At 73.8% G+C, this 24,756-nt stretch carries 19 protein-coding genes, 1 pseudogene and 2 riboswitches; of the genes and pseudogenes, 11 read left to right on the top strand and 9 right to left on the bottom strand.

Features of this window, described 5'->3' with window-relative positions; all coding sequences use genetic code 11:
• Positions 1-182 precede the first annotated feature (182 nt).
• The 5 genes from ACSDG8_RS29590 to ACSDG8_RS29570 all read left to right on the top strand — a co-directional run bounded on the left by ACSDG8_RS29590 (position 183) and on the right by ACSDG8_RS29570 (position 4,342).
• On the top strand, positions 183-749 hold the full coding sequence (locus tag ACSDG8_RS29590) for a copper chaperone PCu(A)C (protein WP_210895285.1): 567 nt from the start codon (positions 183-185) through the stop codon (positions 747-749).
• Positions 746-1,978 (top strand): Dyp-type peroxidase, encoded by a 1,233-nt coding sequence (locus tag ACSDG8_RS29585; protein WP_210895286.1) that lies wholly within the window; start codon positions 746-748, stop codon positions 1,976-1,978. The genes ACSDG8_RS29590 and ACSDG8_RS29585 overlap by 4 nt, the downstream gene beginning before the upstream one ends.
• Positions 1,979-1,999: 21 nt before the next feature.
• Entirely contained in the window at positions 2,000-2,626 is a 627-nt protein-coding gene (locus ACSDG8_RS29580; protein ID WP_210895287.1) for a copper resistance CopC family protein, read from the top strand.
• Positions 2,627-2,865: 239 nt separating this feature from the next.
• A riboswitch (cobalamin riboswitch) is annotated at positions 2,866-3,073 on the top strand.
• A 129-nt stretch (positions 3,074-3,202) separates the two neighbouring features.
• On the top strand, positions 3,203-3,715 hold the full coding sequence (locus tag ACSDG8_RS29575; RefSeq protein ID WP_210895288.1) for an acyl-CoA thioesterase: 513 nt from the start codon (positions 3,203-3,205) through the stop codon (positions 3,713-3,715).
• A 3-nt stretch (positions 3,716-3,718) separates the two neighbouring features.
• Positions 3,719-4,342 carry a LysE family translocator gene (locus ACSDG8_RS29570; RefSeq protein ID WP_210895289.1) on the top strand — a complete coding sequence of 208 codons (624 nt, stop codon included), beginning with the start codon at positions 3,719-3,721 and terminating at the stop codon, positions 4,340-4,342.
• Positions 4,343-4,794: 452 nt separating this feature from the next.
• Here the strand turns inward: ACSDG8_RS29570 and ACSDG8_RS29565 are convergent, their stop codons facing one another.
• On the bottom strand, positions 4,795-5,607 hold the full coding sequence (locus ACSDG8_RS29565) for a PrsW family intramembrane metalloprotease (protein WP_210895290.1): 813 nt from the start codon (positions 5,605-5,607) through the stop codon (positions 4,795-4,797).
• A 120-nt stretch (positions 5,608-5,727) separates the two neighbouring features.
• A riboswitch (cobalamin riboswitch) is annotated at positions 5,728-5,944 on the top strand.
• A gap of 115 nt (positions 5,945-6,059) precedes the next feature.
• Here ACSDG8_RS29565 and ACSDG8_RS29560 point away from each other — a divergent pair.
• Entirely contained in the window at positions 6,060-8,456 is a 2,397-nt protein-coding gene (locus ACSDG8_RS29560; protein ID WP_210895291.1) for a ribonucleoside-diphosphate reductase subunit alpha, read from the top strand.
• Entirely contained in the window at positions 8,447-9,475 is a 1,029-nt protein-coding gene (locus tag ACSDG8_RS29555) for a ribonucleotide-diphosphate reductase subunit beta (protein WP_210895292.1), read from the top strand. The genes ACSDG8_RS29560 and ACSDG8_RS29555 overlap by 10 nt, the downstream gene beginning before the upstream one ends.
• Before the next feature lie 76 nt (positions 9,476-9,551).
• On the opposite strand, the gene ACSDG8_RS29550 is transcribed toward ACSDG8_RS29555, so the two are convergent.
• Positions 9,552-10,595 (bottom strand): hypothetical protein, encoded by a 1,044-nt coding sequence (locus ACSDG8_RS29550; protein WP_210895293.1) that lies wholly within the window; start codon positions 10,593-10,595, stop codon positions 9,552-9,554.
• Between the two features lie 411 nt (positions 10,596-11,006).
• Here ACSDG8_RS29550 and ACSDG8_RS29545 point away from each other — a divergent pair, with 411 nt between their 5' ends.
• Positions 11,007-11,897, top strand: coding sequence for an SGNH/GDSL hydrolase family protein (locus ACSDG8_RS29545; RefSeq protein ID WP_210895294.1), 891 nt, complete (start codon positions 11,007-11,009; stop codon positions 11,895-11,897).
• 51 nt (positions 11,898-11,948) lie between these two features.
• On the opposite strand, the gene ACSDG8_RS29540 is transcribed toward ACSDG8_RS29545, so the two are convergent.
• Positions 11,949-13,193 carry a glycoside hydrolase domain-containing protein gene (locus ACSDG8_RS29540; protein WP_210895295.1) on the bottom strand — a complete coding sequence of 415 codons (1,245 nt, stop codon included), beginning with the start codon at positions 13,191-13,193 and terminating at the stop codon, positions 11,949-11,951.
• A gap of 209 nt (positions 13,194-13,402) precedes the next feature.
• Between ACSDG8_RS29540 and ACSDG8_RS29535 the strand changes: the two genes are divergently transcribed.
• Positions 13,403-13,555: a hypothetical protein gene (locus tag ACSDG8_RS29535; protein ID WP_210895296.1), complete on the top strand. Its 153-nt coding sequence runs from the start codon at positions 13,403-13,405 to the stop codon at positions 13,553-13,555.
• A complete protein-coding gene (locus ACSDG8_RS29530; protein ID WP_210895297.1) occupies positions 13,555-14,520 on the top strand; it encodes a golvesin C-terminal-like domain-containing protein in 966 nt (321 codons plus the stop codon). The genes ACSDG8_RS29535 and ACSDG8_RS29530 overlap by 1 nt, the downstream gene beginning before the upstream one ends.
• Positions 14,521-14,574: 54 nt before the next feature.
• Here ACSDG8_RS29530 and ACSDG8_RS29525 read toward each other — a convergent pair whose 3' ends face one another.
• From ACSDG8_RS29525 to ACSDG8_RS29510, 4 genes and pseudogenes are all read right to left on the bottom strand, one after another.
• The gene (locus ACSDG8_RS29525) at positions 14,575-16,431 is read right to left on the bottom strand and encodes a DUF7507 domain-containing protein (RefSeq protein WP_439428080.1); all 1,857 of its coding nucleotides are present in this window, start codon (positions 16,429-16,431) and stop codon (positions 14,575-14,577) included.
• A gap of 104 nt (positions 16,432-16,535) precedes the next feature.
• A pseudogene (locus ACSDG8_RS29520) lies at positions 16,536-17,117 on the bottom strand (choice-of-anchor A family protein); the annotation flags it as partial.
• A gap of 312 nt (positions 17,118-17,429) precedes the next feature.
• Entirely contained in the window at positions 17,430-18,659 is a 1,230-nt protein-coding gene (locus ACSDG8_RS29515) for an epoxide hydrolase family protein (RefSeq protein ID WP_210895299.1), read from the bottom strand.
• 17 nt (positions 18,660-18,676) lie between these two features.
• Positions 18,677-19,594 (bottom strand): redoxin, encoded by a 918-nt coding sequence (locus tag ACSDG8_RS29510; protein ID WP_210895300.1) that lies wholly within the window; start codon positions 19,592-19,594, stop codon positions 18,677-18,679.
• 168 nt (positions 19,595-19,762) lie between these two features.
• Between ACSDG8_RS29510 and ACSDG8_RS29505 the strand changes: the two genes are divergently transcribed.
• Complete coding sequence (locus ACSDG8_RS29505; protein ID WP_210895301.1) at positions 19,763-21,988, top strand: hypothetical protein; 2,226 nt, start codon at positions 19,763-19,765, stop codon at positions 21,986-21,988.
• 12 nt (positions 21,989-22,000) lie between these two features.
• Here the strand turns inward: ACSDG8_RS29505 and ACSDG8_RS29500 are convergent, their stop codons facing one another.
• On the bottom strand, positions 22,001-22,558 hold the full coding sequence (locus ACSDG8_RS29500; protein WP_210895302.1) for a GNAT family N-acetyltransferase: 558 nt from the start codon (positions 22,556-22,558) through the stop codon (positions 22,001-22,003).
• The gene (locus tag ACSDG8_RS29495; protein WP_439427455.1) at positions 22,555-24,591 is read right to left on the bottom strand and encodes a penicillin acylase family protein; all 2,037 of its coding nucleotides are present in this window, start codon (positions 24,589-24,591) and stop codon (positions 22,555-22,557) included. The genes ACSDG8_RS29500 and ACSDG8_RS29495 overlap by 4 nt, the downstream gene beginning before the upstream one ends.
• Positions 24,592-24,756 lie beyond the last annotated feature (165 nt).

The following is a 24,756-nucleotide window of genomic DNA, read 5'->3' as shown; positions in this document are numbered from 1 at the left end:
CCACGGCCGCGTGCCCGGCGCGCCACGTGACACCCGGAACCATTATGCCTTCCGCGCGCTCCCCGGTCCCCGGCCGCCGGAAGCCCGGACGCATGTGACACGACCGACTCCCCCGGCCGGAACTATCCGCGGCGCCGCCCCGACCAACGGTACGAACACCGGATCTTCGAGGGGACGACCTCATGCCCAGCACCACCAGCCGCCGCTTGCCGCGCGTGGCGGCCCTGATCGGCGCCGCCCTGCTGGCCGCGTCCGTGGCGGCCTGCGGCTCCGCCGACGCCACGTCCACCGCCACACCGCCGGCGCCGGCGCCCTCCTCGGCCCCGGCCAGCGCGGCGGCGGACGTGCTCACGGTCCGCGACCCGTGGGTGAAGGCCGCCGACAAGGGCATGACCGCCGCGTTCGCCACGCTCGTCAACGACGGCGACGCCGACGTCACCATCACCGGGGTGAGCACCGACGTGTCCCGCGCCGAGATCCACGAGATGGCCATGACCGACGGAAAGATGGCGATGCGGCAGAAGCAGGGCGGCGTCGTGGTCGCCGCCCGGTCCCAGACCGCTCTGGAGCCCGGCGGCGACCACCTCATGCTGATGGACCTGACCCGCCCGGTGCGCCCCGGCGACCAGCTCGACGTCACGCTCACCTTCGCCGACGGCCGCACCCAGACGTTCACCGCCGTGGCGAAGCCGTTCACCGGCGCCCAGGAGACGTACGCGCCCGGACACGGCGCGAGCCCCGCCTCATGACCGGCGCCGGCGCACCCCTGCGCCGGGTCAGCCGGCGGGGCCTGCTCACCGGCGGCGCGGCGGCCGCCGGGGGCGCGCTGGCCGGCGCCGGCGCGCTCGCCGCCGCCCGGTCCGGCGATTCCGGGGTACGCGCGACCGACACCGTCGCGGTGGCCCGGATCGGCAACGCCGTCGAGCCCTTCCACGGCGCGCGCCAGTCCGGTGTCACCACCGAGCCGCAGGCGCACGCCGCGTTCGTCGCGTACACGCTGCGGCCGGGCACCGACCGGGCCGCGCTCGGGCGGATGCTGCGGCTGCTCTCCGACGACGCCGCCCGGCTCACCCAGGGTCGCCCGGCGCTCGCCGACACCGAGCCGGAACTGGGCCTGCTGCCGGCCCGGCTGACAGTCACGTTCGGCTTCGGCCCCGGGCTCTACACCGCCGCCGGGCTCGACGACCGCCGGCCCACGTCGGTGGCCGACCTGCCGGCGTTCCGGATCGACCGGTTGCAGCCGCGCTGGTCCGGCGGCGACCTGCTGCTGCAGATCTGCGCCGACGACCCGCTCACCGTCGCGCACGCCCAACGGGTCCTGACCAAGGACAGCCGCCCGTTCGCCACGGTCCGCTGGGTGCAGCAGGGCTTCCGCCGGGCCGCCGGCGCCGAGCCCGGGCGCACCCAGCGCAACCTGTTCGGCCAGCTCGACGGCACCGCGAACCCGATGCCCGGCGTACCGGCGGACACCGCCGTCTGGGTGACCGACGGGCCGGACTGGCTGCGCGACTCCACCACCCTGGTGGTACGCCGCATCAGCATGAACCTGGAGACGTGGGACCTGCTCGGCCGCGCCGACCGGGAACTGGCGGTGGGGCGGCGCCTCGACACCGGCGCGCCGCTGACCGGCGAGGCGGAGCACGACGAGCCCGACTTCGCCGTGCTCGGGCCGGACGGCCTCACCGTGATCCCCGACTTCTCGCACCTGACCCGGGCCCGTGTCACCGACGACCGGCAGAAGATCCTGCGCCGGCCCTACAACTACGACGGCGCGCCGACCGCCGACGGACACGCGGACAGCGGGCTCGTCTTCGCCACGTACCAGGCCGACATCGCCCGTCAGTTCCTGCCCATCCAGCGGCGGCTGGCCGAACGGGACCTGCTCAACGAGTGGACCACCCCGATCGGCTCCGCCGTGTTCGCCGTACCGCCCGGCTGCCCCGAGGGCGGCTGGATCGGCCAGCAGCTGCTCGGCTGATCACGACCAGGAAGGCGCGTCATGCGTACCCGTACCGTCTCCGCACTCCTCGCCGCGCTGTTCACCGCGGCGCTGCTGCTGGTCCCGGCCACGCCCGCGGCGGCGCACAACTCGCTGCAGGAGGCCACGCCGGCGCGCGACGCCCGGCTCACCACCGCGCCGACGCAGGTGACGCTGCGGTTCATGCAACGGCTCAACCCGGCCTTCACCACCATCACGCTGCGCGACGCCGCCGATCGTCAGGTGCCCGCAAGCGCGCCCGCCGTGGACGGCGCCACCGGCACGGTGACGATCGAGGAGCCGCTGGGCAACGGCACCTACACCGTCGCCTACCGGGTGGTCTCCCGCGACGGCCACCCGGTCCAGGGCTCGTACCGCTTCACCGTCGCCGACCCGGCCGCTCCCCCGGCGGCCGCCGCCCCGTCACCGGCCGCTCCCTCGCCGGCCGCCTCCGCAGACGTCTCGGCTGGTGCTTCGGCTTCGGCGGGCGCTTCGGCGGGTGCGGACGCTTCCCCGGCGAGCGCCGACGCTGCGGCGGGCGCCGACGACGACGGTCCGCCGGTGGGCCTCCTGGTAGGTGCGGCGGTCGCCGCGGTGGCGGTGGCCGGCGTGGCGGCGCTGCTGCTCCGCCGTCGCCGCGCCTCCTGACCCGTCACCGCCGACGCGGGTCCGCCCGGAGATCTTGGTACGAAACGGCCCCCATAGGGGCGCTTCCGCACCAAGATCGCCGGGCTTCCCGATAGGCGGAAGCCCAGGCCCGCTGTGTGAACGGTGCCTGCGGGCCGGGCACAGGCGCGCCGGCGAGCCTTCGCGTCTGTGAGACGGGGCGGCGGCGCGGTGCCGCGAGGCAGAACACGGGTCGTGGCGGGGGCGGGTCGTGGCGGGGTTAGGCTGCCGGCAGCGCTGGTTCACCCGGTCGGCGACGGCCGGGTGTCGTAAGAGGGAACCCGGTGAAAGTCCGGGACTGCCCCGCAGCGGTGAGTGGGAACGACCGCCGTCAACAGCACTGGGCCACCGGCCTGGGAAGCGACGGCCAGTAGGCGACCTCGTGTCGTGCCCGCGAGTCCGAAGACCTGCCCGCGTCGCGCGTACCACCGGTGCGCGCTGCCGTCGACCTCGCGGGTGGGTCCGGCGGGTGACACGCCGGGTGGGAGCCGTCGGCGTGCCTCGGCGTGCACACCCCGTCCGGTCGGCGGTCCGCTTCTGCGAGGACGGAACCGCACCGTGACCGATGCCATCACCCTCACCGGCCGACCACCGTCGGCGTCGCACCTGACCCTGTCGCAGATCATGGACCAGCACCACACCAATCTGATGGGTACGGTGCACGGCGGCCGGATCCTCAACCTGATCGACTCGGTCGCCGGGGTGGTCGCCGCCCGCCACTCCGACGGACCGGCCGTCACCGCCGCCATCGACGAGACGGCCTTCCTGCGCGCGGTCCGCGTCGGTGACGTCGTCCACGTGGACGCCCGGATCACCTGGGCCGGCCGTAGCTCGATGGAGGTGGCGGTGAAGGTCAGCGCGGACCGCTGGGACCGTGCGGTGCCGCCGGTGGACGTGGCGACCGCGCACCTGGTGATGGTGGCCGTGGACGACGACGGCCAGCCCCGGCCGGTGCCGCCGCTGCTGCCCGGCACCGACGGTGACCGGCGGCGCTACCGGGAGGCGCAGATCCGGCGCGAACACCGGCTGGCGCTGCGCCGCGCGCTGCTCGACGGCGCCGAGGAGGGCTGAGGCGTGCTCGGACTGTCGGCGGCCACGCTCGCGGGTTACCTGGCCGCGATCGTGGTGCTCATGCTCACCCCCGGGCCGGACATGATGTTCGTGCTCGCCAACGCCACCCGGTACGGCGCGCGGGCCGGGGCGGTGGCGGCGCTCGGGGTCGCCGCCGGGGAGGCGGTGCACGTCGCCGCCGTGGTGGCCGGGCTCGCCACCGTGATCGCCGCGTCGCCGGTGCTGTTCACCGCGATCCGGTGGGCCGGGGCGGCGTACCTGATCGTGCTCGGGGTGCGGGCGCTGCGCGGCGCGGGCCGGCCCGGCGCGACGGCAGGCGGGGCGGACGGCGGCGCCGGGCGGGCGTTCCGGCGCGGGCTGCTCACGAACCTGCTCAACCCGAAGATGATCCTGTTCAGCGTGGCGTTCCTGCCCCAGTTCGTCCGGCCCGACGCGGGCCCGGTGGCGGCGCAGCTGGTGCTGCTCGGCGCGCTGTTCGTCGCGGTGCAGCTCGCCGTGGACCTGGCTCTCGGCGTGGGCGCGGGGCGCTTCGCCCGCCGCTGGAGCGACAGCCGCTGGTCGCGGCGGGTCGACCGGCTCTGCGCTGTCGCCTTCGTCGCGCTCGGCGTCCGGCTGGCCGCCGGCTGAGGCACGCCGGGACCACCGACATCGACCCGTTCCCGGCTGAGGCACGCCGGGGCCACCGACATCGGCCCGTTCCCGGCCGAGCTGACGGTGGCGGAGCGCGGTGCGGGCGGTGGCGGAGCACGGTGCGGGCGTCGGCTGGTCGGGGTCGACAGCGCCGGGCGGTTGACGTGCCCGGCGCTTGATCATCACCAGTTCGCCGAAGTGGCGGCATCAGAAGCGCTTCGACCCCGCCACCTCGGCGAGCTGGTGAGGATCATGGGGCCGTGTCCCAGAGTGGGGAACGCCGGTCCCACATGGAGGGAAGGCTGGCGCTCTCCACCGACGCGTCGCTTGGCGGACCCGGGCGGTTGGTGTGGGTTGGGGTGAGTCTGGCGGGCGAACGCGGTCGACACGCCCCCACGCGGCCGGGCGCCGCACGGGTCACGCGACAGTGACCTGGGCAGGCGGGCGGGTCAGCGGGAGCGTGTGGCCGGCTCCAGCGGCGGCTCCGCCGGCGTGCCGGGCAGGGCGGGCCGCTCGCGGTCCAGGTGCAGGCGCAGCAGCACCCAGCCCAGCGACACGCCGCCGATGAACACGTAGGCGGGCTGCGTGCCGAACGTGTCCCAGCAGGTGTGCAGCGTGACGGCGGCGGCGAAGGTGAGCAGGAACGCCGCCAGCTTCCGGCCGCCGGGCGCGGCGGCGAACGCGAACAACGCGGCGGCGGTCAGCCCGGTCCAGGCCAGGTGCGCGGCGGGCGCGGTGAGCCCGCGTACCAGCAGGGTCCGCTCGACCGCCCCGAGGCTGCCCTGGGACCCGACGAACGCGGCGAACGCGTACCCCATGGTCTCCAGCGCGGCGAACCCGGCGCCGGAGGCCACCCCGATCACCAGGCCCTGCGCCGGTGACCGGTGCCGCCGCCAGAGCAGCAGGATGCCGGCCGGCACGATCAGCTTCGCGGTCTCCTCGGCCAGGCCGACGAACGCCATCGGCAGGACGCCGAGCCGGTGCAGCGTGCCGTACTCCAGCCAGCCTGCGGCGACGACGCCGATCACTCCACCGAGGAACGCGGCGACGCCGACGACCGGGCCGGGTACCCGGCGGTGGCCGGGGCGCCCCTGGGCGAAGGCCAGGAACGTGGCCGGGGCGACGGCCGCGCCGAGCACGATGAGCGTCGGTACGAACGTGACGGTCCCGGTGCCGGCCAGTGTCTCCAGCACCAGCAGGTGAAGCCCGACGCCGACGAGCAGGACCGCCACCCACGCCCAGCGGCGTCCGGTATTCCCCATACCGCCGAGTATCGCGCCCGCCGGGTCGCGCCGGAATCGGGGGTGGGCACTGTGGCCGGTGAGATCATTCCGACACGCCCGACACGACATCTGGTGTTGCACGGAAGCCCTCACCGCCATATATGGTGGTGCCGCAGCTGGTTCGGCCGGGCCTTCACGGGCGCGGCCGAGGCAAGAGGGAACCCGGTGGGAATCCGGGACTGCCCCGCAGCGGTGAGTGGGAACGACAGCCGTCAACAGCACTGGGCCACCGGCCTGGGAAGCGACGGCCAGTAGGCGACCGGCGACCCCGGTCGGGCCCGCGAGTCCGAAGACCTGCCAGCGCGCCGTGCGCCTCCGCGTACGGCGGTCGGAGGTCGCGCGGGACGACCGACGCCAGCAGCCGGGCCGGCCGTGCGCCGTGCCCGTTGGCGTCTCCCGCCGTCTCCAGACGGTGACAGCGAGGAGAGGTCATGACGGTCGTGCAGGAAAGTCCCCCGTCCACCGCCGGCGGGTCCGAGCCCCGCCGGCTGGCGATGCGGGTACGCAAGCGGGACGGCGACACCGAGCCGGTGGACGTCAACAAGATCGTCCGGGCGGTCGAGCGCTGGGTCGCGGACCTGGACGAGGTGGACCCGCTGCGGGTGGCCACGAAGACGATCAGCGGGCTCTACGACGGCGCGAGCACCGCGGAGCTGGACCGGCTGTCGATTCAGACCGCGGCGGAGCTGATCGGCGAGGAGCCGCAGTACTCGAAGCTCGCGGCGCGGCTGCTGGCCGCGTACGTGGACAAGGAGGTACGCGGGCAGCAGGTGGCGAGCTTCAGCCAGTCGATCGCGTACGCGCACGGGCTGGGGCTGATCGGCGACGAGACGGCCGCGTTCGTCTCGCGCCACGCCCGCAAGCTCGACGACGCCGTGGACCCGGCCGGTGACCTGCGGTTCGAGTACTTCGGGCTGCGGACGGTGGCGGACCGCTACCTGCTGCGGCATCCGGAGTCGCGGCTGGTGGTGGAGACGCCGCAGTACTGGCTGCTGCGGGTGGCGTGCGGGCTGTCCCGCACCCCGGGCGAGGCGGTCGGCTTCTACCGGCTGATGTCCGGTCTGGCCTATCTGCCCAGCTCCCCCACACTGTTCAACTCCGGTACCCGGCACACCCAGATGTCGTCCTGCTTCCTGGTCGACTCGCCGCGCGACGAGCTGGACTCGATCTACGAGCGGTACCACCAGGTGGCGAAGCTGTCGAAGTTCTCCGGCGGCATCGGCATCTCCTGGTCGCGGGTGCGCGGCCGGGGCGCGCTGATCCGGGGCACCAACGGGCGGTCAAACGGCATCGTGCCGTTCCTCAAGACGCTCGACGCCGGGGTGGCGGCTGTCAACCAGGGTGGACGGCGAAAGGGCGCGGCCTGCGTCTACCTGGAGCCGTGGCACCCGGACGTGGAGGAGTTCCTGGAGCTGCGGGACAACACCGGCGAGGAGTCCCGGCGTACGCACAACCTCAACCTGGCCAACTGGATCCCGGACGAGTTCATGCGCCGGGTCGAGGCCGACGGCGAGTGGTCGCTGATCGACCCGTCGGACGCCCCGGAGCTGCCCGACCTGTACGGGGAGGCGTTCGACGCCGCGTACCGGGCGGCCGAGAAGAACGCGGTCCGCACGGTGCGGGCCCGGGACCTGTACGGGCGGATGATGCGCACGCTCGCGCAGACCGGCAACGGCTGGATGACGTTCAAGGACGCCGCGAACCGCCTGTCCAACCAGACCGGCGAGCCGGGCAACGTCATCCACCTGTCCAACCTGTGCACGGAGATCCTGGAGGTCAACGACGACGCCGAGACCGCCGTGTGCAACCTCGGCTCGGTGAACCTCGGCGCGCACGTCACCGCCGACGGCGTGGACTGGGAGCGGCTACGCGCCACGGTCCGCACGGCAGTGGTGTTCCTCGACCGGGTGATCGACATCAACTACTACCCGGCCGAGCAGGCGGCGGCGTCGAACCCGCGCTGGCGGCCGGTCGGGCTGGGGCTGATGGGCCTGCAGGACGCGTTCTTCACGCTGCGCCTGCCGTTCGACTCCCCGGAGGCGAAGGAGCTGTCCACCCGGGTGCAGGAGGAGATCCTGCTGACCGCGCTGGAGACCTCCGCCGGGCTGGCCGAGCGGTTCGGCCCGCATCCGGCGTACCCGCAGACCCGGGCCGCCAAGGGTGACCTGCACCCGGACCTGTGGGGCGCGGAGCCGGCGCAGACCGGGCGGTGGGCGGCGCTGCGCGAGCGGATCGCCGCGCACGGGCTGCGCAACTCGCTGCTGGTGGCGATCGCGCCGACCGCCACCATCGCCTCCATCGCCGGCTGCTACGAGTGCGTCGAGCCGCAGGTGTCCAACCTGTTCAAACGCGAGACCATGTCCGGGGAGTTCCTCCAGGTCAACACGTACCTGGTGCGGGAGCTGAAGGCGCGCGGGCTGTGGACGCCGCAGGTCCGCGACCGGATCAAGCGGGCCGAGGGCTCGGTGCAGGACATCACCGAGCTGCCCGCGCCGGTGCGGGAGCTGTTCCGCACCGCCTGGGAGCTGCCGCAGCGGGCGTTGATCGACCTGGCCGCGGCGCGGGCGCCGTTCGTCGACCAGTCCCAGTCGCTGAACCTGTTCCTGAGCGCGCCGACCATCGGCAAGCTCTCCTCGATGTACCTGTACGCCTGGAAGGCCGGGCTGAAGACCACGTACTACCTGCGATCGCGTCCCGCCACCCGCATCCAGCAGGCCACCGTCGCGCCGGTGCTCGCCCCGGTCTCCGGCGTGGTCTCCGCCGTGCGTGACGACGAGGCGCCGGCCTGTTCCCTGGAGAACCCCGAGAGCTGCGAGGCATGCCAGTGACCACCACCGCGCCGACCCGGCACATGCTGCTCGACCCCGGCATGGATCTGACCCTGCGGCCGATGCGCTACCCGCGCTTCTTCGACCGGTTCAAGGACGCCATCAAGAACACCTGGACGGTGGAGGAGGTGGACCTGCACTCGGACCTCGCCGACCTGGCGAAGCTGTCGGCGGCCGAACGGCACCTGGTGTCGCGGCTGGTGGCGTTCTTCGCCACCGGCGACACGATCGTCGCGAACAACCTGGTGCTCAACCTCTACCAGCACGTCAACTCCCCGGAGGGCCGGCTCTACCTGTCCCGGCAGCTGTTCGAGGAGGCGGTGCACGTCCAGTTCTACCTGAACCTGCTGGACACGTACGTGCCGGACGAGAAGGAGCGGTTCGCCGCGTTCGCGGCGGTGGAGAACATCCCGTCGATCGCCCGCAAGGCCGAGTTCTGCTTCCGGTGGATCGACTCGATCTTCGAGCTGCGGGAGCTTCGGACCCGGGCGGACCGCCGGGCGTTCCTGCTCAACCTGATCTGCTTCGCCGCGTGCATCGAGGGCCTGTTCTTCTACGGCGCGTTCGCCTACGTCTACTTCCTGCGCTCCCGGGGCGTGCTCAACGGGCTGGCCTCCGGCACCAACTGGGTGTTCCGGGACGAGTCGATGCACATGGCGTTCGCGTTCGACGTGGTGGAGACCGTACGCGCCGAGGAGCCGGACCTCTTCGACGACGAGATGGAGCGGCAGGTCAAGGAGATGCTGGCCGAGGCGGTGGAGTGCGAGGTGAGCTTCGCCGCGGACCTGCTGGGCCAGGGCGTGCCGGGGATGTCGCTGGCCGACATGCGCGCGTACCTCCAGCACGTGGCCGACCGGCGCCTGGCAGTGCTCGGCATCGCCCCGATGTACGGCAGCGCCAACCCGTTCGCGTTCATGGAGTTGCAGGACGTGCAGGAGCTGTCGAACTTCTTCGAGCGGCGGGTGTCGGCGTACCAGGTCGGGGTGACCGGCAGCGTCACGTTCGACGACGACTTCTGAGCCGGGCGTGACATGACGGAGCCGGCCGGCCGGGTATCACCCCGGCCGGCCGGCTCCGTAGCGCAGGCGGCGTCGGTTACCGCAGGAAGCGGTCCAGCGCGGCCTCGATGGTGCCGCTGTCCGGCGACGCGTACGACTTCATCGTCACCTTGTTGTAGGAGATGAAGCTCGGGCAGCGGGCGGCCGGGGCCGGCACCGTGCCGCCGTCACCGACCTTCTCGCCGGTCTTGGCGGCGTGGAACGTCAGCGTGTACCGCGACGAGATGTAGTCGACGGTGACGGCCTTGTCCTCGCTGTTCTTGTACTGGCACTTCTTCGGCGTGCCCTCGCTGCCCTCGACCATCTTCAGGCAGCCGATGACGGAGACCGTGGCGAAGTCCGCCGACTTGGCGTAGTACGGCTTGGCCGAGCTGACCGTCTTCTGCGACCAGAACGTCGGCCGGTCCGGGGAGTTGGAGAAGACGTACGCCTTCGAGCCCGCCGGCGCGGTGTACGGGGCGGCGTTGAGGATCGCTCCCCCGTCGCAGACCGCGGACATCTCGCTGGCGTACCGCGCGGTGATCGAATCGTTGTTGGTGGGCCCGTCCGGCCCGGTCGACTCCGGCCCGCCCGCGCTGGGGGTGGCGGACGGACTGCTGTCCGGGCCGGGGCTCGCGCTGCCCGAGGCCGCCGGCTTCGGGTCCTCCTCGTCGCCGTTGAAGGCGACGTAGGCGAGCCCGCCGCCGCAGCAGAGCAGCGTCAGCGTGACCGCGCCGGCGGCGAGGCCGACGATCAGCCCTTTGCTCTTGCCGCCGCCGCCCTGGGGCGTGCCGGGCGCGTAGGGCGCGGCAGGCGGCGGGAAGCCGGCCTGCCCCGGGTACGACACCGCGGGCTGCGGCGCCCCGTACGGCGCGCCGGAAGCGGGCTGGGCGCCGTACGGGGCGCCGGAGGCCGGCTGCGTTCCGTAGGGCGCGCCGGAGGCCGGCGGCGAGCCGTAGGGCGCACCTGACGCCGGTTGCGAACCGTAGGGCGCGCCGGAGGCCGGCTGGGCGCCGTACGGGGCGTTCGGGTCGGGCTGGTTGCCCCACGCTCCGGCGTTCGGGTCCGGATAGCCTCCGTAGGGAGGGTGATTGTCACTCATCTGAGGTTCTTCCACCTGTCGTCCGTGGTTCCGGCGATCAACCACTTCGCAGCGTAATGACGGCTGCAAATCCAGGATCGCCGACATTCGATCGGTCGTTCACCAGCCGTGCCGGGGTGGCTCCGGTGCGTGCCTTCGCGATTCCGGCTCCGGGCCGCCCACCAGCGGCGACGGGGCCGGGGAGCGTTGCGCCGCAACGAATCGACCCATCGGCAGGCTTCCGGCACCCGGCCCCGGAGCCGCCGAAAAGTGTGACGTACGCAACATCGCAAGCCGCCCGATCGACCCCTCGCCGGGCGGGGCCGGACCACATCCCGGGACACGTTTTAGTGAGCCCTGTCTATATTGACGTGCGTCACAGGCGTGGACAGAATCCCAGCACCACCACCAGGACCCCTCCGGGAGGGCCCCATGAACCGTCCCCGCCTGCCGCTGATGCGGACCGCCACGAGACTCGCCGCCGTCGCCACGGCCACCGCCGGCGTGCTGCTCGCGGTCACCGCACCCGCCGTCGCCGCCGCGCCCACCGGCCGGTACGTGGCGCTCGGCGACTCCTACACCTCCGCCCCGCTCGTGCCCACCCAGGTCGACCTGAACTGCCTTCGTTCCAACCGCAACTACCCGTCCCTGGTCGCGGCGTCCGCCGGTTCGTCGTCGTTCGCCGACGTGAGCTGCTCCGGGGCCACCACCGAGGACATCCTGTACGGCGGCGACGGCGCGCTGGGCATCGCGCTGCCGCCGCAGGTCAACGCGGTCACCTCCAGCACGGCGCTGGTGACCGTGCAGATCGGCGGCAACGACATCGGCTTCTCCGGCATCATCGGCGACTGCGCCGAGGCGAGCGTGAGCAGCCCGCTCGGCTCGCCCTGCAAGGACCGGTTCACCGCGGGCGGCACCGACCAGTTGCGGGCCCGGGTCGCCGCCACCGCGCCGAAGGTGACAGCGGTGCTGCGGGCGGTCCGCCAGGCCGCGCCGAACGCGCGCGTGGTGGTGCTCGGCTACCCGGCGATCCTGCCCGACAGCGGGTACGGCTGCTGGCCGGTCGTGCCGATCGCCTACCAGGACGTGCCGTACCTGCGCGGCGTCCAGAAGGCGCTCAACACGATGCTCGCCGACACCGCGGCGGCGGGCGGGGCGAGCTACGCCGACGTCTACACCCCGTCGATCGGCCGGGACGCGTGCAAGAGCAGCGGGACCCGCTGGGTGGAGGGGCTGGTGCCGCAGAACTCCGCCGCGCCGTTCCACCCGAACGCCCGGGGCGAGCAGGGCATGGCCACGGCCCTGCTGGCGCACCTGAGCTGAGCCCGGGTGAGCCGGTCCCGCCGAGGGCGGGACCGGCTCACGTCCGGCGGCTCACACCCGGGTGATGCGGACCGCGTCGGCGACCACGTACCCGGTGCCGGCGCTCCAGCGGCTCACCCCGACCTTGTCGCCGGTCCCGGCGGCGAGCGTGAACACGCCGAGCGAGACCCAGCGTCCGCCGCCGGCGCGCTGGTCGACAGCCACCGTCCGGTTACCGGTCGTGGTGGCCACCAGGTACGGGGTGCGGTCGTTGTAGCCGGGGTCGGCCGGGTACCACACCGAGACCTCGTAGCTGCCCGTCGCCGGCAGGGTCGCCCGATACCAGGCGACGTCGCTCGCCGGCGTCGGCGTGGCGAAGCGGTAGTCGGCGCCGTACCGCTGCCCGGAGTACGCCGAGGTCCCCCACGCCGCGCCGGCGGTGAACCCGCCCGCCGTGCCGTTGTCCACTGTCACGCTCCACGGCGTGGGCGTGGGCGTGGTCGCGCCGGCCCGGAGATCGAGGTAGTTGCGGTCGATCTTCATGGTCACGCCGCCCCACGTCTCGGTGACGTCCCCGGCGTACTGGTGCAGGCGCTGCTGGTCGGCGTAGCGGTCGGCGGCGCAGTAGGTGCCCCCGCCGGTGTCCGCGACGCCGTTCCACCAGGCGATCCAGACCTGGTCCAAGCGCAGGTACCGGGTGTCGTGGTAGGCGTCGCAGACGTCCTTGATGCCGGACGAGCCGCTGGAGTACATGCCGGCGAGGTAGCCGCGCGTGTGCAGCCGCTCGACCCAGCCGGAGAGGAAGGAGAGCACCGCGGCCCGGCAGGCGGCGGTCGACGGGTACTGCTCGATGTCGTTGTAGAGCGTGCTGCCGGCGCCGATGCCGAGCGCCGCCGCGGCGGCGACCGCGCTGTCCGCCGCGGTCCTGCCCTGCCCGCGGGCGGTGGCCGGGTCGGCGGACATCTGCGGCGTACGGGTGCCGCACGGCGCCTGGTAGCCCAGCTCGATGGGGATCAGGCGCCAGCCCTTGCGGGTCTGGTCGGCCACCCAGGTCGCGGTCAGGTTGGGTTGGGCGCACGTGCGGCTGGCGCCGCTGATGTAGACGCCGACCGCGCGGTACGGCGACGCGGTCAGCCAGGCGTCCATCGCGGACTGGGACGGCGCGGTGCAGGTGTCGAAGCCCTTGCCGGTGAACGTGCCGGGCTGCGGTGCGACAGCGGCGACGGCGGCGTCCGCCTCGACCGGGGCCGCCGCGGTGGCCGGTGCCGCGGTCGCGACCACGGCGAGAAGTGTCAGGGCCGTGGCGATCGCTCTCATCGGCGCCCCTCCTGTGAAGGATTCCTCGCCCGACGGCGAGACATGGGCAGGATTTCTACCACGCATCGACGGATGACGACAGATGGTCGTGGCGAAAGTTTTCACAATGGAAACGATCATTGAAGGGTATCGACAACCGCCCGGCGCCGGGATAGCGTGCCTCCACTCACATGCGTCGATCTGTGAAGCGCCGTCACCCGAGGAGCGCCATGCCCACGTCACGTTCCCCCCGTCTGCGACGCCGAGGTCTGCTCGGCGTCCCCGCCCTGCTGGCCGCCGCGCTGACAGTGGCCGCCCGCCCGGGCGCGGCGCTCGCGGCGCCGAAGGCCGAGTGCCTCGCCGACCTCCTCCGGGAGCAGTGATGGCCACCATTCCCTGGCTCGTGGACGTGCTGCGGGCCGCCGGCGTGCAGGTCGTGGTCGAGGGCGACTGGCTCAACCGGATGCGCTCCGGCTCGTTCGACCCGATCGGCGTGCTCTGGCACCACACCGCGGCCACCTCCAGCGCCACCAACCCGCACCCGGCGCTGAACATCTGCATCAACGGCCGGTCCGACCTGCCCGGCCCGCTCTGCCAGGCGCTCGTGGACTACCACGGCGTGTTCCACGTGATCTCGGCCGGCCGGTGCAACCACGCCGGCACCAGCGGCGGCAGCGGCCCCATCCCGGCCGGCGACGGCAACACCCTGATGATCGGCTGGGAGATCGACTACAACGGCGTCGACCAGCGGATGACCACCGCCCAGTACAACGCCAGCATCGCGGCCACCGCCGCCGTGCTCAAGCGGCTCGGCCGGGACTCCAGCTACGCGCGAGGGCACCGGGAGACCAGCACCACCGGCAAGATCGACCCGTCCTTCATCGACCTGAACACGATGCGCGCCGACGTGGCCGCCAAGATGGCCGGCGGCGGCACCGGCTGGACGTCGACAGTGGACAACGCCACCGCGGGCCGGTTCACCGCCAGCGCCAACTGGGGCACCTCGACGTACTCCGGGCAGCGCTACGGCGCCGACTACCGGTACGCGGACCCGGTCGCCGCCAGCGACGCCGCCTGGTACAAGTTCAACGTCCCGCGCACCGGCAACTACCGGGTCGACGCGTGGTGGCCGGCGAACGCGGGCTACAACGCGGCCACGCCGTACATCGTCGCCACCACCACGGGCAACAGGACGGTCACCGTCGACCAGCGGGCGACCGGCGGGCAGTGGCGCTCGCTCGGCACGTTCACGCTGCCGGCCGGGGACGCCAACCGGGTGGCGGTCAGCCGGTGGAGCTCTGCCGCCGGCCTGGTCATCGCCGACGCGATCCGGCTGACCGAGGTCTGAGCCTCGGCCCACCGCCCGTCGCCCCGGCGGCGACGGGCGGTGGGTCCACCCGCGTCACCCGTCGGCGCGACGGAATCGGGTCAGCACGATCAGCGCGGCTCCGGCCAGCAGTACCAGCCCGCCGACGATCGAGAGCGGGACCAGGTAGGAGCTACCGGTGACGGGCAGTTTGCCGTGCTGGCCTCCTTGGCTCGGACCGGGCGTCGGCCCGTGCTCGATCGCCACCCGGACGCAGAACGTCGCCTCCGGCGACACGACCGCGGGGCCCGACGGGGGCGTGCCGGTCGCGGTGGCGGTGTCGGTGAGGCACTTCCGCCCGGCGTCGGCCTCCGCGACGGTGTAGGTCGCGGTGCAGGTGATGCTCTGCCCCGGCTGGAGCGTCAGGTCGCCGTTGGGAGTGGCGTCCGGCCCGCAGGTGACGGGTCCGAGGTTCGCCGGGTCGGCCGGCGGCACCTGCGTGTCCGTCACGGTGACAGCGGTGAGAGGCACCGAGCCGGTGTTGGTGACCCGGAAGAGGTACCGCACCTGCTGGCCGACCCGGTGCACCTCCGCCGGCTCGGCCGACTTCTCCAGGGCGATCGCCGCGCCCCCGCTGACGGTCACCGCGGCGGAGGCGGGTTCGGAGCGTACCGGCCCCGGCGCCGGCTGCCCGGGAACGGTGGGCGGGGTGCCGACCGCGACAGCCGTGTTGGTGATCCCTCCGGCCGCGATGTCGGCCTCGGTCACCGCGTAGGTGGCGGTGCAGGTGGCGCTCTCCCCCGGCGCGAGCGCGGTGGCGTCGCAGGTGACCGCCGACGGCCGCCCGCTGCCGGAGAACGCGGTCTCCTCGACGGCGACGCCGGTCAGCGTGGTGTTGCCGGTGTCGGTGACGGTGAACCGGTACGTGACGACCTCACCGGCGGCGGACACGGTCGTCGGCGTCACGGCCTTCGTGATCGCGACCGCCGGGTGCAGGATCGGAACCTCCTGCGCGGACGGGCCGGAGACCACCACCGGCCCGCTCGGCGGGGTGCCGGTGGCGGTCGCGACGTCGAGCAGCACCGCCTCGGCGAAGTCCGCCGCGGACACGGTGTAGGTGGCCCGGCACTCGACCGACTCCCCCGGCGCCAGGGTGACCCTGCCGTTCGGCACGTCGCCCGGTCCACAGGTGATGGCGGTGAGGTTGCTCCGGCTGGCCGGCGGCAGGAGCATGTCGTTGATCGTGACTCCGGTGAGTGTGACGCCGCCGGTGTTGACCGCCTCGTAGCGGTAGGAGACCTCCTGGCCGGCCCGCGTGATCGCGACGGTGGTCGAGGACTTGACCACGGTGATTCCGGCCTCCGGCTCGTCGGCGGGAATCGTCAGCGAATCCGGATCGGACAGGATCGGTGTCTGGCTGCCGGCCGGGACGCCCCGGGCGGTGGCGGTGTCCGACACGCCGCCGTTGTCGAGGTCGGCCTGCGTGACGGTGTACGTCGCGGTGCAGGTGATGGACGCGCCCGGGTCCAGCACCGTGGCCGGACAGGTGATCGGGCCGAGGCCGGTGTTCGACGACGGGGGCGTCTGCACGTCGATGACGCTGACGTCGGTCAGGCGGACGCCGCCGGTGTTCACCACCTCGAAGGAGTACGGCACCTGCTGCCCGACGGTGCTGATCAGCCCGGTCGGCGACGACTTGACCACGGCGATGCCCGCGTCGCCGCCGCCGTTGCAGGTCAGCGAGGCGCTGAACGGGAAGTAGTGGATCTCGCCGCCCCGGTGGTCGAGCGTCCGGGTGATCACGCTTCCTTCGGTGTTGGCGGCGGACCGGTCCGAGAACTCGGCGTTGGGGGCGTAGATGCTGCCCTCCACGGTGCGCGCTGCGGCGGTGAGCGTGAGCCGGGTCGCGGTCGGGAAGTTGAGCAGGATGTACCGGGCCTCCTCACCGCCGATGCCGGAGAAGTTCGGCGCGTTCCAGTCCAGCGCGTCGCCGACGCCGAGGTGTCCACGTTGATCAGCAACGGCGTGGTCGACGTCGGCCGGTCGGCGAAGGTGAGCGTGTCGATGTTGTTCAGGTCGGTGGCGCTGATGCTCAGCACGTTCGTGACGCCGCTGGTCAGGGACACCACCGCGTTGCTGCCGGGCGGGACCGGGCGGGGCAGGACGGTCCCCTCGGGGGTGCGGAGCACCACAGTGTTCGCGCAACCGGCCAGTGCCGACGCGGTGGACCGGAACTCCTCGAACGCGGCGGCGAAGTTGATCGGCGCGGTGGGGCCGACGCTCGCCGGTGGCTGCCGGACGGTCAGCTCGACCCGCGGGAAGGCGTCGTAGTCGTCGCTGGGCAGGAGCCGGGTGTTGACAGCGGCGCCGTTGTCGTCGGTGTCGCGGACGAAGGTGCCGGCGAGGTTGCCGACCTTGGCGTACCCCTGGGAGAGCACCTGGAGCCGGCTGCCCGGAACGCTGCCGGCGAAGTCGATCCGGCCGCCCACCACGAGTGCCGTCGGCCGGCTGTCCCCGGGGGCGACGAACGAGCCGACGGTGTTGTTGGCGAGTTGGTAGTTGCCGAACGAGATGTTCCCGCCGACCGCCATGGTGCCGTCGTTCTCGTCGTTGACGACGCGGGCGTCGCCCTGGGTCATGACGCCGAAGCTCAGCGCCGGAGCGACCGGGTTGACCGGTCCGACGGCCACGCGCTCCTGCGCCGGCGACGGCCGGCCGGCGGGGGCGGCCGACACGGCCGCCGCCGGGAGCGCGGTCGCGACGACGACAGCGACGACGGCTGCCAGGCCGCGGCCCGGCCTGAGCGTTGAGCTGACCACATTCACCCCTTTTGTCCGGTTGAGGGTGAATGGTAGTGACTGGAGTGAATCCGGGGGTCCGATCGGCGAGACCGGTGCCCGGACACGCGGACGCGGCCCGGTGGCGCCCACCCGGCCGCGTCCGGTCGCCGGTCAGCGCAGCGAGCGGAAGGCCGCCCGCATCTCCTGCGCGAACAGCTCCGGCTGCTCCCAGGCGGCGAAGTGCCCGCCCCGGTCCAGCTTGTTGTAGTGGATCAGGTTCGGGTACGCCCGCTCCGCCCAGCTGCGCGGCGCGAGCAGGATCTCGTCCGGGAACTGGCTCACCGCGGCCGGCACCTGGACGCCCTTCGCCGCGAAGAACGACAGCGCGTTCTGCGCGTACAGCCGGGCCGAGGACACGCCGGTGTTGGTCAGCCAGTAGAGCGTGACGTTGTCCAGGATGTCGTCGCGGCTCAGGCCGCCGGGGCGGCCGGCGAAGGCGGCGCAGATCAGGTCCAGGCTGGCCGCGTCGTGGTCCAGCATGAACGTCGCCAGCCCGGCCGGCGAGTCGGCGAGCGCCGTCAGCGTCTCCGGGCGGGTGGTCATGATCAGCGCGTACGCGGAGTGCTTCCAGAAGAAGTCGATCCGCTCGCAGGCGGCCCGTTCCTCGTCCGAGAGCCCGGCCGGCAGCTCCGCGAGGGGATTGTTCGCGCCGGTGATGCCGCGCTGCAACAGCGCGTCGATGTCCGGCGGCACCACGCAGGGCATGTTGGTGTGGATGCCGACCAGTTCCGGCGGCGCCTGCACGCCGAGCATGTCGGTGATCAGCGCGCCCCAGTCGCCGCCCTGGGCCACGAACCGGGTGTAGCCCAGCCGCCGCATCAGCTCGGTCCAGGCGCGGGCGATGTGCTGCGGGTCCCAGCCGGGCCCCTCCGGCTTGCCGGAGAAGCCGTAGCCGGGCATCGACGGGATGACCAGGTGGAACGCGTCCGAGGCCCGGCCGCCGTGCGCGGTCGGGTCGGTGAGCGGTCCGATGATCTTCAGCTGTTCGATCACCGAACCCGGCCACCCGTGGGTGACGATCAGCGGCAGCGCGTCGTCGTGCCGGGACCGGACGTGGATGAAGTGGATGTCCAGGCCGTCGATCTCGGTGACGAAGTTCGGCAGGTCGTTGAGCCGCGCCTCGACCTTGCGCCAGTCGTACTCGGTCGCCCAGTACCGGGCCAGCGCCTGGCTGGTCTCCAGCGGCACGCCCTGGGACTGGTCGTCCACTGTCTGCCGCTCCGGCCACCGGGTCGCTGCGAGCCGGGTCCGCAGGTCCTGCAGGTCCGTCTCCGGCACGTCGACGCGGAACTCGCGGATGTCGGCGCCGGTACGCGTCGGCGTCAGGGTCTTGACGGCCACGGGCTGTCCTCCTCGGGTCAGGGACCGAACGTGAAGACGTACGCGCGGAGACCGGGCCGCTCAGCGCGCAGGGTGAGCCGGTGCTCCCCCGGCGGCGCGCCCTCGACCAGCCGGAACATGGCCGCCCGGTCGACGACGACCCGGCTGTCCGGGTCCACGTCGGCGCCGCGCGCGTCAGCGGCCGGTTTCCCGTCCAGCAGCACCCGAACCGCCGCCGGTCCGCCCGGTCCCGGGTCGGCCACCAGGTTCACCTCACCGGCGGTGAACGGCAGGACCAGTTCGGCGTCGCCGCCCGCGACCTCGACGTACTCGCCCTCGACCCGCCAGTCGCCGGTGAGCGCGTACGTGCCGGGCACACCCCGGTCCGCGCCGAGATACGTCTCCGGGGTGATCCCCGCGTACGTGGGCTGCGGGTTCGTCACGAACGCGGTCACCTCCGGGGTGACCGGCGGCAGCGCGGCGCCGGGCGCGGCGGCCTCGATCAGCCGCCGGATCTCCGCCTCCGTCCGGTCGTATCCGCCCTCGCCGACCCAGCGGTCGGCCAGCCGCCCGTCGGCGTCGAAGAGGTATCTGGCCGGCCAGGCGTCGTTGCGCAGTGCGCGCCAGAACGTGTAGTCGTCGTCGATTGCGACCGGGTAGGTGAGCCCGTGGTCGCGGACCGCCCGGTCGATGTTCTCCGGCAGCCGGCCGAACGCGAACTCCGGCGCGTGCGCGCCGATCACGGTGAGCCCCAGGTCGCGGTAGTCGCGGTGCCACGCCCGCACGTACCCGGCGGTGCGGATCCAGTTCACGCAGGTGTACTCCCAGACGTCGACCAGGACCACCCGTCCGCGCAGGTCCTCCGGTGTCAGCGGCGGGGAGTTCAGCCACCGGTGGACGTCGATCGGCGGCAGCCGGGTCGCCACGGCCAGGCCGTCACGCGATGCGCCGGTCATGCGCGGCTCCCCTCCTCGGCGGTCCGCCGGCGGTTACCCGGACGGCACGGCTTCGAACGGGCCGCCCGCCGGACCCGCACGGCGTTTGCCTGCGGCCCGGCGGGGTAGGACGGTGCGCCGCTCGAGGGCGGGCCGTGCAGGCGGCGAAGGGGCGGCGGCGGAGGGTCGATGACGGCTGGACCAGGGGAAGCGCAGGCCCCGTCGGGCGAGGTGGTGGAGCTGCGGGTGCACGGCGTCTCTTCGGCCGGCGCCGCCGAGGTGCTGGACCGGCCGCTGGTACGGCAGGTGGCGGGCGACCGCAGCGCCGGCTTCTACCGTCCCCGTCCCGGCCTCGTCGACGAGCGCGGCGAGGCCGGCGTGACGCTGGAGGCGTACCGGTGGAGCGACCTGCCCTCCGGCACCGCGCTGCGGACCCTGTCGCTGCTGTTCCTGTTCCCCTTCATGCTGATCAACGTGGCCGTGTGGATGCGGCCGGGGGACGCGCTCGGCGGCGCGGTGGTACGAGCGCTGTGCCGGATGCTGGGGCTGAGCCTGACCGCGCTGTACGTGCTCGCCGGCGCCGGTGTCGCGCTGGACCTGGTGGCCTGGCAGTGCCTGTCCGCCCCGGCCTGCCTCTCCGACCGCGAATGGCTGTCCTGGCTGGGCGGCCGGCCGGTGGGCCTGCGGCTCGTGGTGCTGGCGCTGGTCCCGGCCGCCGCGGTGAGCCTGCTCTGGTGGGGGGCCCGGCGGCCGGGCCGCTCGTTCACCGCGTTCCGGGCCCCGGAGCGGGCGTCCGCCGGGCCGCCGCTGAGCACGATCGGGCAGTGGGACACCGAGCCGTTGATGGGCCGGCTGCGGTCGATCCACATCGCGGCGGCCTTCGCCACCCTCGACGGGAGCCTCCTCGCCGCCCGGGCCGCGCAGGGCGTCCCGCCCGCCGTGGCGGCGCTGCTGGCGGTGACCGGCGTGCTCCTGCTCGCCTGCGTTGTCCTGGTGTGCGTGCCGCCGCTCGTCGACCGGGCGCCCGCCGACCCGCGACGCGACCGGATCGCGGTGGCGTTGCGCGCCACCGCGATCGTCCTCAGCGTCGCGGTGGCCGGCCACCTGCTGTTCGCCCCCGCCCGCTGGCGTGCCGACGGTGGCCTGCCCGGCTACGGCTCCATCCTGACCTGGCTGCTGGTGACGCACGCCGTGCTGCTGGGCGCGCTGGGCGCCGTGCTGCTCTGGCACCGCCTGCGGGCACGCGGCCACCAGCCGCCGAACGGGCTCGGCGCGCTCGTGGTCGCCGCGGCGGCGGGCGGGCTCGCGGTCGCGTACTCCGCCGAACTGGTCCAGCGCGTCGCCGACCTGCTGGACCGGGGCAGGTCCCCGGCGGACGCCCTGCCCGGGCCGGCGCGCGCGTACGACTGGGCGATCTACGGCTTCTTCCGGGCGTTGCTGGTCACGCTGGTGGCCGCCGCCGTGGTGGCGCTGGTGTCCCGGCGCGGCCGGATACGGGCCGCCCAGGCGGTGGTGGAGCGCGACTTCCCGGCGCCGCCGGCCGAGGCGGCGCCCCGGCTGCGGCAGGTTCGGGCGACGATCGTCCGGGCCCGGTTCACCGACCTGCTGGTGCCGTTGGCGGTCCTGTTCGCGATCATGGCCGGGGCGGGCGCGGCGACCACCGCGATGGCGTTGCTCCGTCCCGACCCGGGTGAGGCCCTGCAACGCCGCACGCACGTACCGGCCGAACTGGTCATGTTCGGCATCGAGGTGGGCGGGGTGGCGCTGTCGGCGGCGGTGCTCGCCCTGGTGCTCGCCGCTGTCTTCGCCTACCGCAGCCCCGGGTTCCGGCGCCACGTCGGCGTGCTCTTCGACCTCGCCACGTTCTGGCCCCGGTCCGCGCACCCGTTCGCGCCGCCCTGCTACGCCGAGCGGGCCGTGCCGGAGCTGGCCCGGCGCATCACGTTCCTGGTACGCAGCGGCAACGGCGTGCTGCTCGCCGGGTACAGCCACGGCTCGGTGCTGGTCGCCGCCACCGTCCTGCAACTGCCCGCCGAGATCAGCGCGCGGGTCGCGCTGCTCACCTACAGCTCCCCGCTGCGCCGCCTCTACGCCCGGCTGTTCCCCGCCTACGTCGGCGACGAGATGCTGTGCGGCATCGGCGGCCGGGTCGGCTGGCGCTGGCTCAACCTGTGGCGGGACACCGACGCGGTGGGCGGATGGATCTTCTCCCCGCACCGCGCCGGCGAACCGGCGGGCGTCACCGGCCCGGCGGCCAAAGTGGACCGCCGGCTGCGGGATCCCGACGGCCTGGTCGCCCCGCCCGGGGACAGCGTCCCCCCGCCGATCAAGGGGCACTGGCCGGCCGAGTCCGACCAGGCGTACGGCGCGGCGGTGCGGGAGCTGGCCGCCCGCCTGCGCGCCGCCGCGCCGTGACCGGCGCGCCGTTCAGGCCGCCGGGTGGTCCGCCTCGAACCGTTCCCGGGTCAGGAACGCCAGCCGGGCCCGCTTGTCCGGCATGTCGATCTCGTCGCCGAGCGTGAAGCCCTCGATCCGCAGCCGGCGCAGCATGGCGTCGTTGCGCACGTCCGGCTCGACCACGATCCGCCGCGCGGCCGGGTCGCGCAGCAGGAACCGCATCAGGGCCGGGAAGACGGCGCTGGTCACGCCGCGCGGATACCGCCGGGGCGGGTCGAGCAGCAGGTGCGTGCCCACGTCGCCGGGGCGCACCGGGTAGCGCTCGCCGACCGGGTCCGCCTCCGGCTGGTAGGTCTGGAACAGCCCGATCGGCTCGCCGTCGAGCCGGATCAGGTACGCGTGGTGGGTGTCCAGCCCGTCGACGAACGCGTAGATCTCGCGTACCTGGTCGACGGTGTGCGAGCCCATGCCCCAGAACCGGTTGCGGGGCCGGATCACCCAACCGTGCAGCAGGTCGGCGTCCCGGTCGGGGCGCACCGGCGCCAGCGCCAGCTCGCCGAGACCGGGAATCGACTCCAGGTGGATCACGTCGTCTCGTCTCCCGTCAGTGGGCCGGCGGGCACCGGGATCAGCGTCCCGGCGGCCCAGTGGGTGAGCTGGTCGGCGAAGTGCGGGTCTCCGGGGCGCCCGGACGCGCCGAACGGGACGATCCAGCGGCTGGCCGCCCGGTCGGTCAGATCCCACACGTAGCGGGCCACCGGGCCGCGCCAGCAGGCGTCGGAGACGCCCGGCACGCTGGAGGTCGCCAGCACGCAGTCGGTGTCGCCGGACAGCGCCACCCGTTCCCGCATCGCGGCCACCGCGTCGGTGACCGCCGGGGCGACGCCCAGGTGCACCGGGTGCAGCAGGTGCCGATCGCCCCACGCGCCGGGCGCCGGGCCGGCGGCCACCTCGGCCAGCGCCTCGGCGGCCGGTTCCGCGAGGTCGAGCGCGGCCGCGAGGTGGTCCAGCGCCAGGCCGATCCGGGCCGCCGGGTCGGTCCACGGGGCGAACAGCTCGTCGAATCCGCACGGCTCGTCCAGGGCACGCAACCTCGGGTGTACGCGCAACCGCCGGGCGAGCGCGGCGCGCCAGGCCGCGTACGCGCCGGCCTCGGCCGACCCGGCCGCCATCGAGCGGTCCCAGTCGCGCAGCCGTCGCAGTAGCGCGCGGGCGGGCGGGTCGAGGCGCCCGGGGTCGAGCCGGTCGAGCAGCCGCAGCAGCGCCGTCGCCGGGAGCCGGTTGTCGGTGTGCACCGTGGACGGCTCGGCGTCCTCGGCGAGCAGCGCCCGTATCCGGCGCGCCCGGTGCGGCGGGGCGAAGTCGGCGCCGTGCGCGGCCACGTCGTCGCGCCGGTCGTTGGCGCACACCGTCACGCCGTCGACCGGCTCGTCCACCGGCGGCAGGTAGTCGCCCCGCCACCGGTAGGCCGGCTCCCAGGCCGGCACCGGCTCCCGGCGGCACCGCTCGTCGCGTACCGGGACCAGGCCGGCGACCAGGCGGCGGACGCCGCCTCCGGTGTCGGCGACGAGCACGCTGTTGACCGGCTCGACCCAGTGGCGCAGCGCGTCGGCGACATCGGCGGCGCGCCGGGCGCGCAGCAGCGGCAGCAGCGCCTCGAAGCCGAGCCGGGCCTCCACCCGGCTCGGGGCGCGCAGCGCGATCGCCTCGCCGGTGACCCGGTCGTGGTCGATCACCGGGCCACGGGGCGTCTCGATCACCTCGACGGTCTCCGGGTCGCCGCCGCGGACCTCGATCTGCTCGACGTGGCACGAGACCGGGGTCCAGCCGTCGGCGTCGCGCGCCAGCACCCGGTCCCCGTCGCGGCGCAACCGCTCGCGGTAGAGGTCCTGGTAGTCGGCCATCGCGTTGGTGACGGCCCAGGCGACGTGGCCGGTGTGGCCGAAGTGCGGCAGGCCCGGTACGCCGGGAAAGGCGAGACCGACGACGTCGAACTCCGGGCAGGCCAGCCGGACCTGCTGGTAGACGCCGGGCAGTTCGAGCAGGCGGTGCGGGTCACCGGCGATCAGCGGGCCGCGCCCGGTGGCCGGGTCGGCGGGCAGCGCCCAGGCGTTGCTGCCCGAGGACGCCGGTCCCTCCACGGCGAACAGTCCGGCCGCCTCGGGGCCGAGCGTACGGGCCACGTGCGCGCGCCAGAGCTTGTTCGGGAAGGTGGAGAAGAGCACGTGCTGGACGAGGAACACGCCGAGCGGCGACCAGGGGCGCCAGGGTTCGGGCGCGCTGCCGACGGCGGCGAACTCGGGCGCGACGGCGGCGCCCTCGGCGAGTCCGGCGTTGACCCCGTCGACGTACGCCTCGACCCACCGCCGGGTGTCCGGGTCCAGCCGCTCGTAGCAGCGCCGGGCGGTGTCGTCCAGCCGTACGCGGCGGGCGAACCGGTCCCATGCCAGCTCGGACGGGCCGATGTGAACGGCCAGGCGGCCCTCGGCGCGCCATCGTTCGACGCTGATCTGCCATGCCCGGTCCGTCGCGGCGACCCGGCCCTGGAGGCGGGCCAGCGCGTCGGCGTCGGCGGCCCACAGTTGCGGCACGCCCCGCGGATCGCGATCGACGCGCGTCATCGTCTCGACCCGTCCTGGCGCGCCGGGCGGCGGTTCCGTTCCACAGTCAACTTAGGATAACCTCCCCTAACCGACGGCGACCTTACCGCGACAGGCGGGAAGCGCCAACCGGCGGTACATCCGGGACAAAGCGTCCCGAGTCGCGCTTGCTTGTTAGGTCAGCCT

It is taken from the genome of Micromonospora sp. LA-10 (genome assembly GCF_051853095.1).
Classification (GTDB): domain Bacteria; phylum Actinomycetota; class Actinomycetes; order Mycobacteriales; family Micromonosporaceae; genus Micromonospora; species Micromonospora echinospora_A.
Note: the sequence above shows the minus strand (reverse complement) of the source record. Positions and strands in the feature narration are given on the sequence as shown.

What these genes read in the sequence shown, in the direction of transcription:
- ACSDG8_RS29590 (WP_210895285.1), top strand. Translation starts at nt 183, where the DNA reads ATGCCCAGCACCACCAGCCGCCGCTTGCCGCGCGTGGCGGCCCTGATC.
- ACSDG8_RS29585 (WP_210895286.1), top strand. Translation starts at nt 746, where the DNA reads ATGACCGGCGCCGGCGCACCCCTGCGCCGGGTCAGCCGGCGGGGCCTG.
- ACSDG8_RS29580 (WP_210895287.1), top strand. Translation starts at nt 2,000, where the DNA reads ATGCGTACCCGTACCGTCTCCGCACTCCTCGCCGCGCTGTTCACCGCG.
- ACSDG8_RS29565 (WP_210895290.1), bottom strand. Translation starts at nt 5,607, where the DNA reads ATGGGGAATACCGGACGCCGCTGGGCGTGGGTGGCGGTCCTGCTCGTC.
- ACSDG8_RS29560 (WP_210895291.1), top strand. Translation starts at nt 6,060, where the DNA reads ATGACGGTCGTGCAGGAAAGTCCCCCGTCCACCGCCGGCGGGTCCGAG.
- ACSDG8_RS29555 (WP_210895292.1), top strand. Translation starts at nt 8,447, where the DNA reads ATGCCAGTGACCACCACCGCGCCGACCCGGCACATGCTGCTCGACCCC.
- ACSDG8_RS29550 (WP_210895293.1), bottom strand. Translation starts at nt 10,595, where the DNA reads ATGAGTGACAATCACCCTCCCTACGGAGGCTATCCGGACCCGAACGCC.
- ACSDG8_RS29545 (WP_210895294.1), top strand. Translation starts at nt 11,007, where the DNA reads ATGAACCGTCCCCGCCTGCCGCTGATGCGGACCGCCACGAGACTCGCC.
- ACSDG8_RS29540 (WP_210895295.1), bottom strand. Translation starts at nt 13,193, where the DNA reads ATGAGAGCGATCGCCACGGCCCTGACACTTCTCGCCGTGGTCGCGACC.
- ACSDG8_RS29535 (WP_210895296.1), top strand. Translation starts at nt 13,403, where the DNA reads ATGCCCACGTCACGTTCCCCCCGTCTGCGACGCCGAGGTCTGCTCGGC.
- ACSDG8_RS29530 (WP_210895297.1), top strand. Translation starts at nt 13,555, where the DNA reads ATGGCCACCATTCCCTGGCTCGTGGACGTGCTGCGGGCCGCCGGCGTG.
- ACSDG8_RS29510 (WP_210895300.1), bottom strand. Translation starts at nt 19,594, where the DNA reads ATGACCGGCGCATCGCGTGACGGCCTGGCCGTGGCGACCCGGCTGCCG.
- ACSDG8_RS29505 (WP_210895301.1), top strand. Translation starts at nt 19,763, where the DNA reads ATGACGGCTGGACCAGGGGAAGCGCAGGCCCCGTCGGGCGAGGTGGTG.
- ACSDG8_RS29495 (WP_439427455.1), bottom strand. Translation starts at nt 24,591, where the DNA reads ATGACGCGCGTCGATCGCGATCCGCGGGGCGTGCCGCAACTGTGGGCC.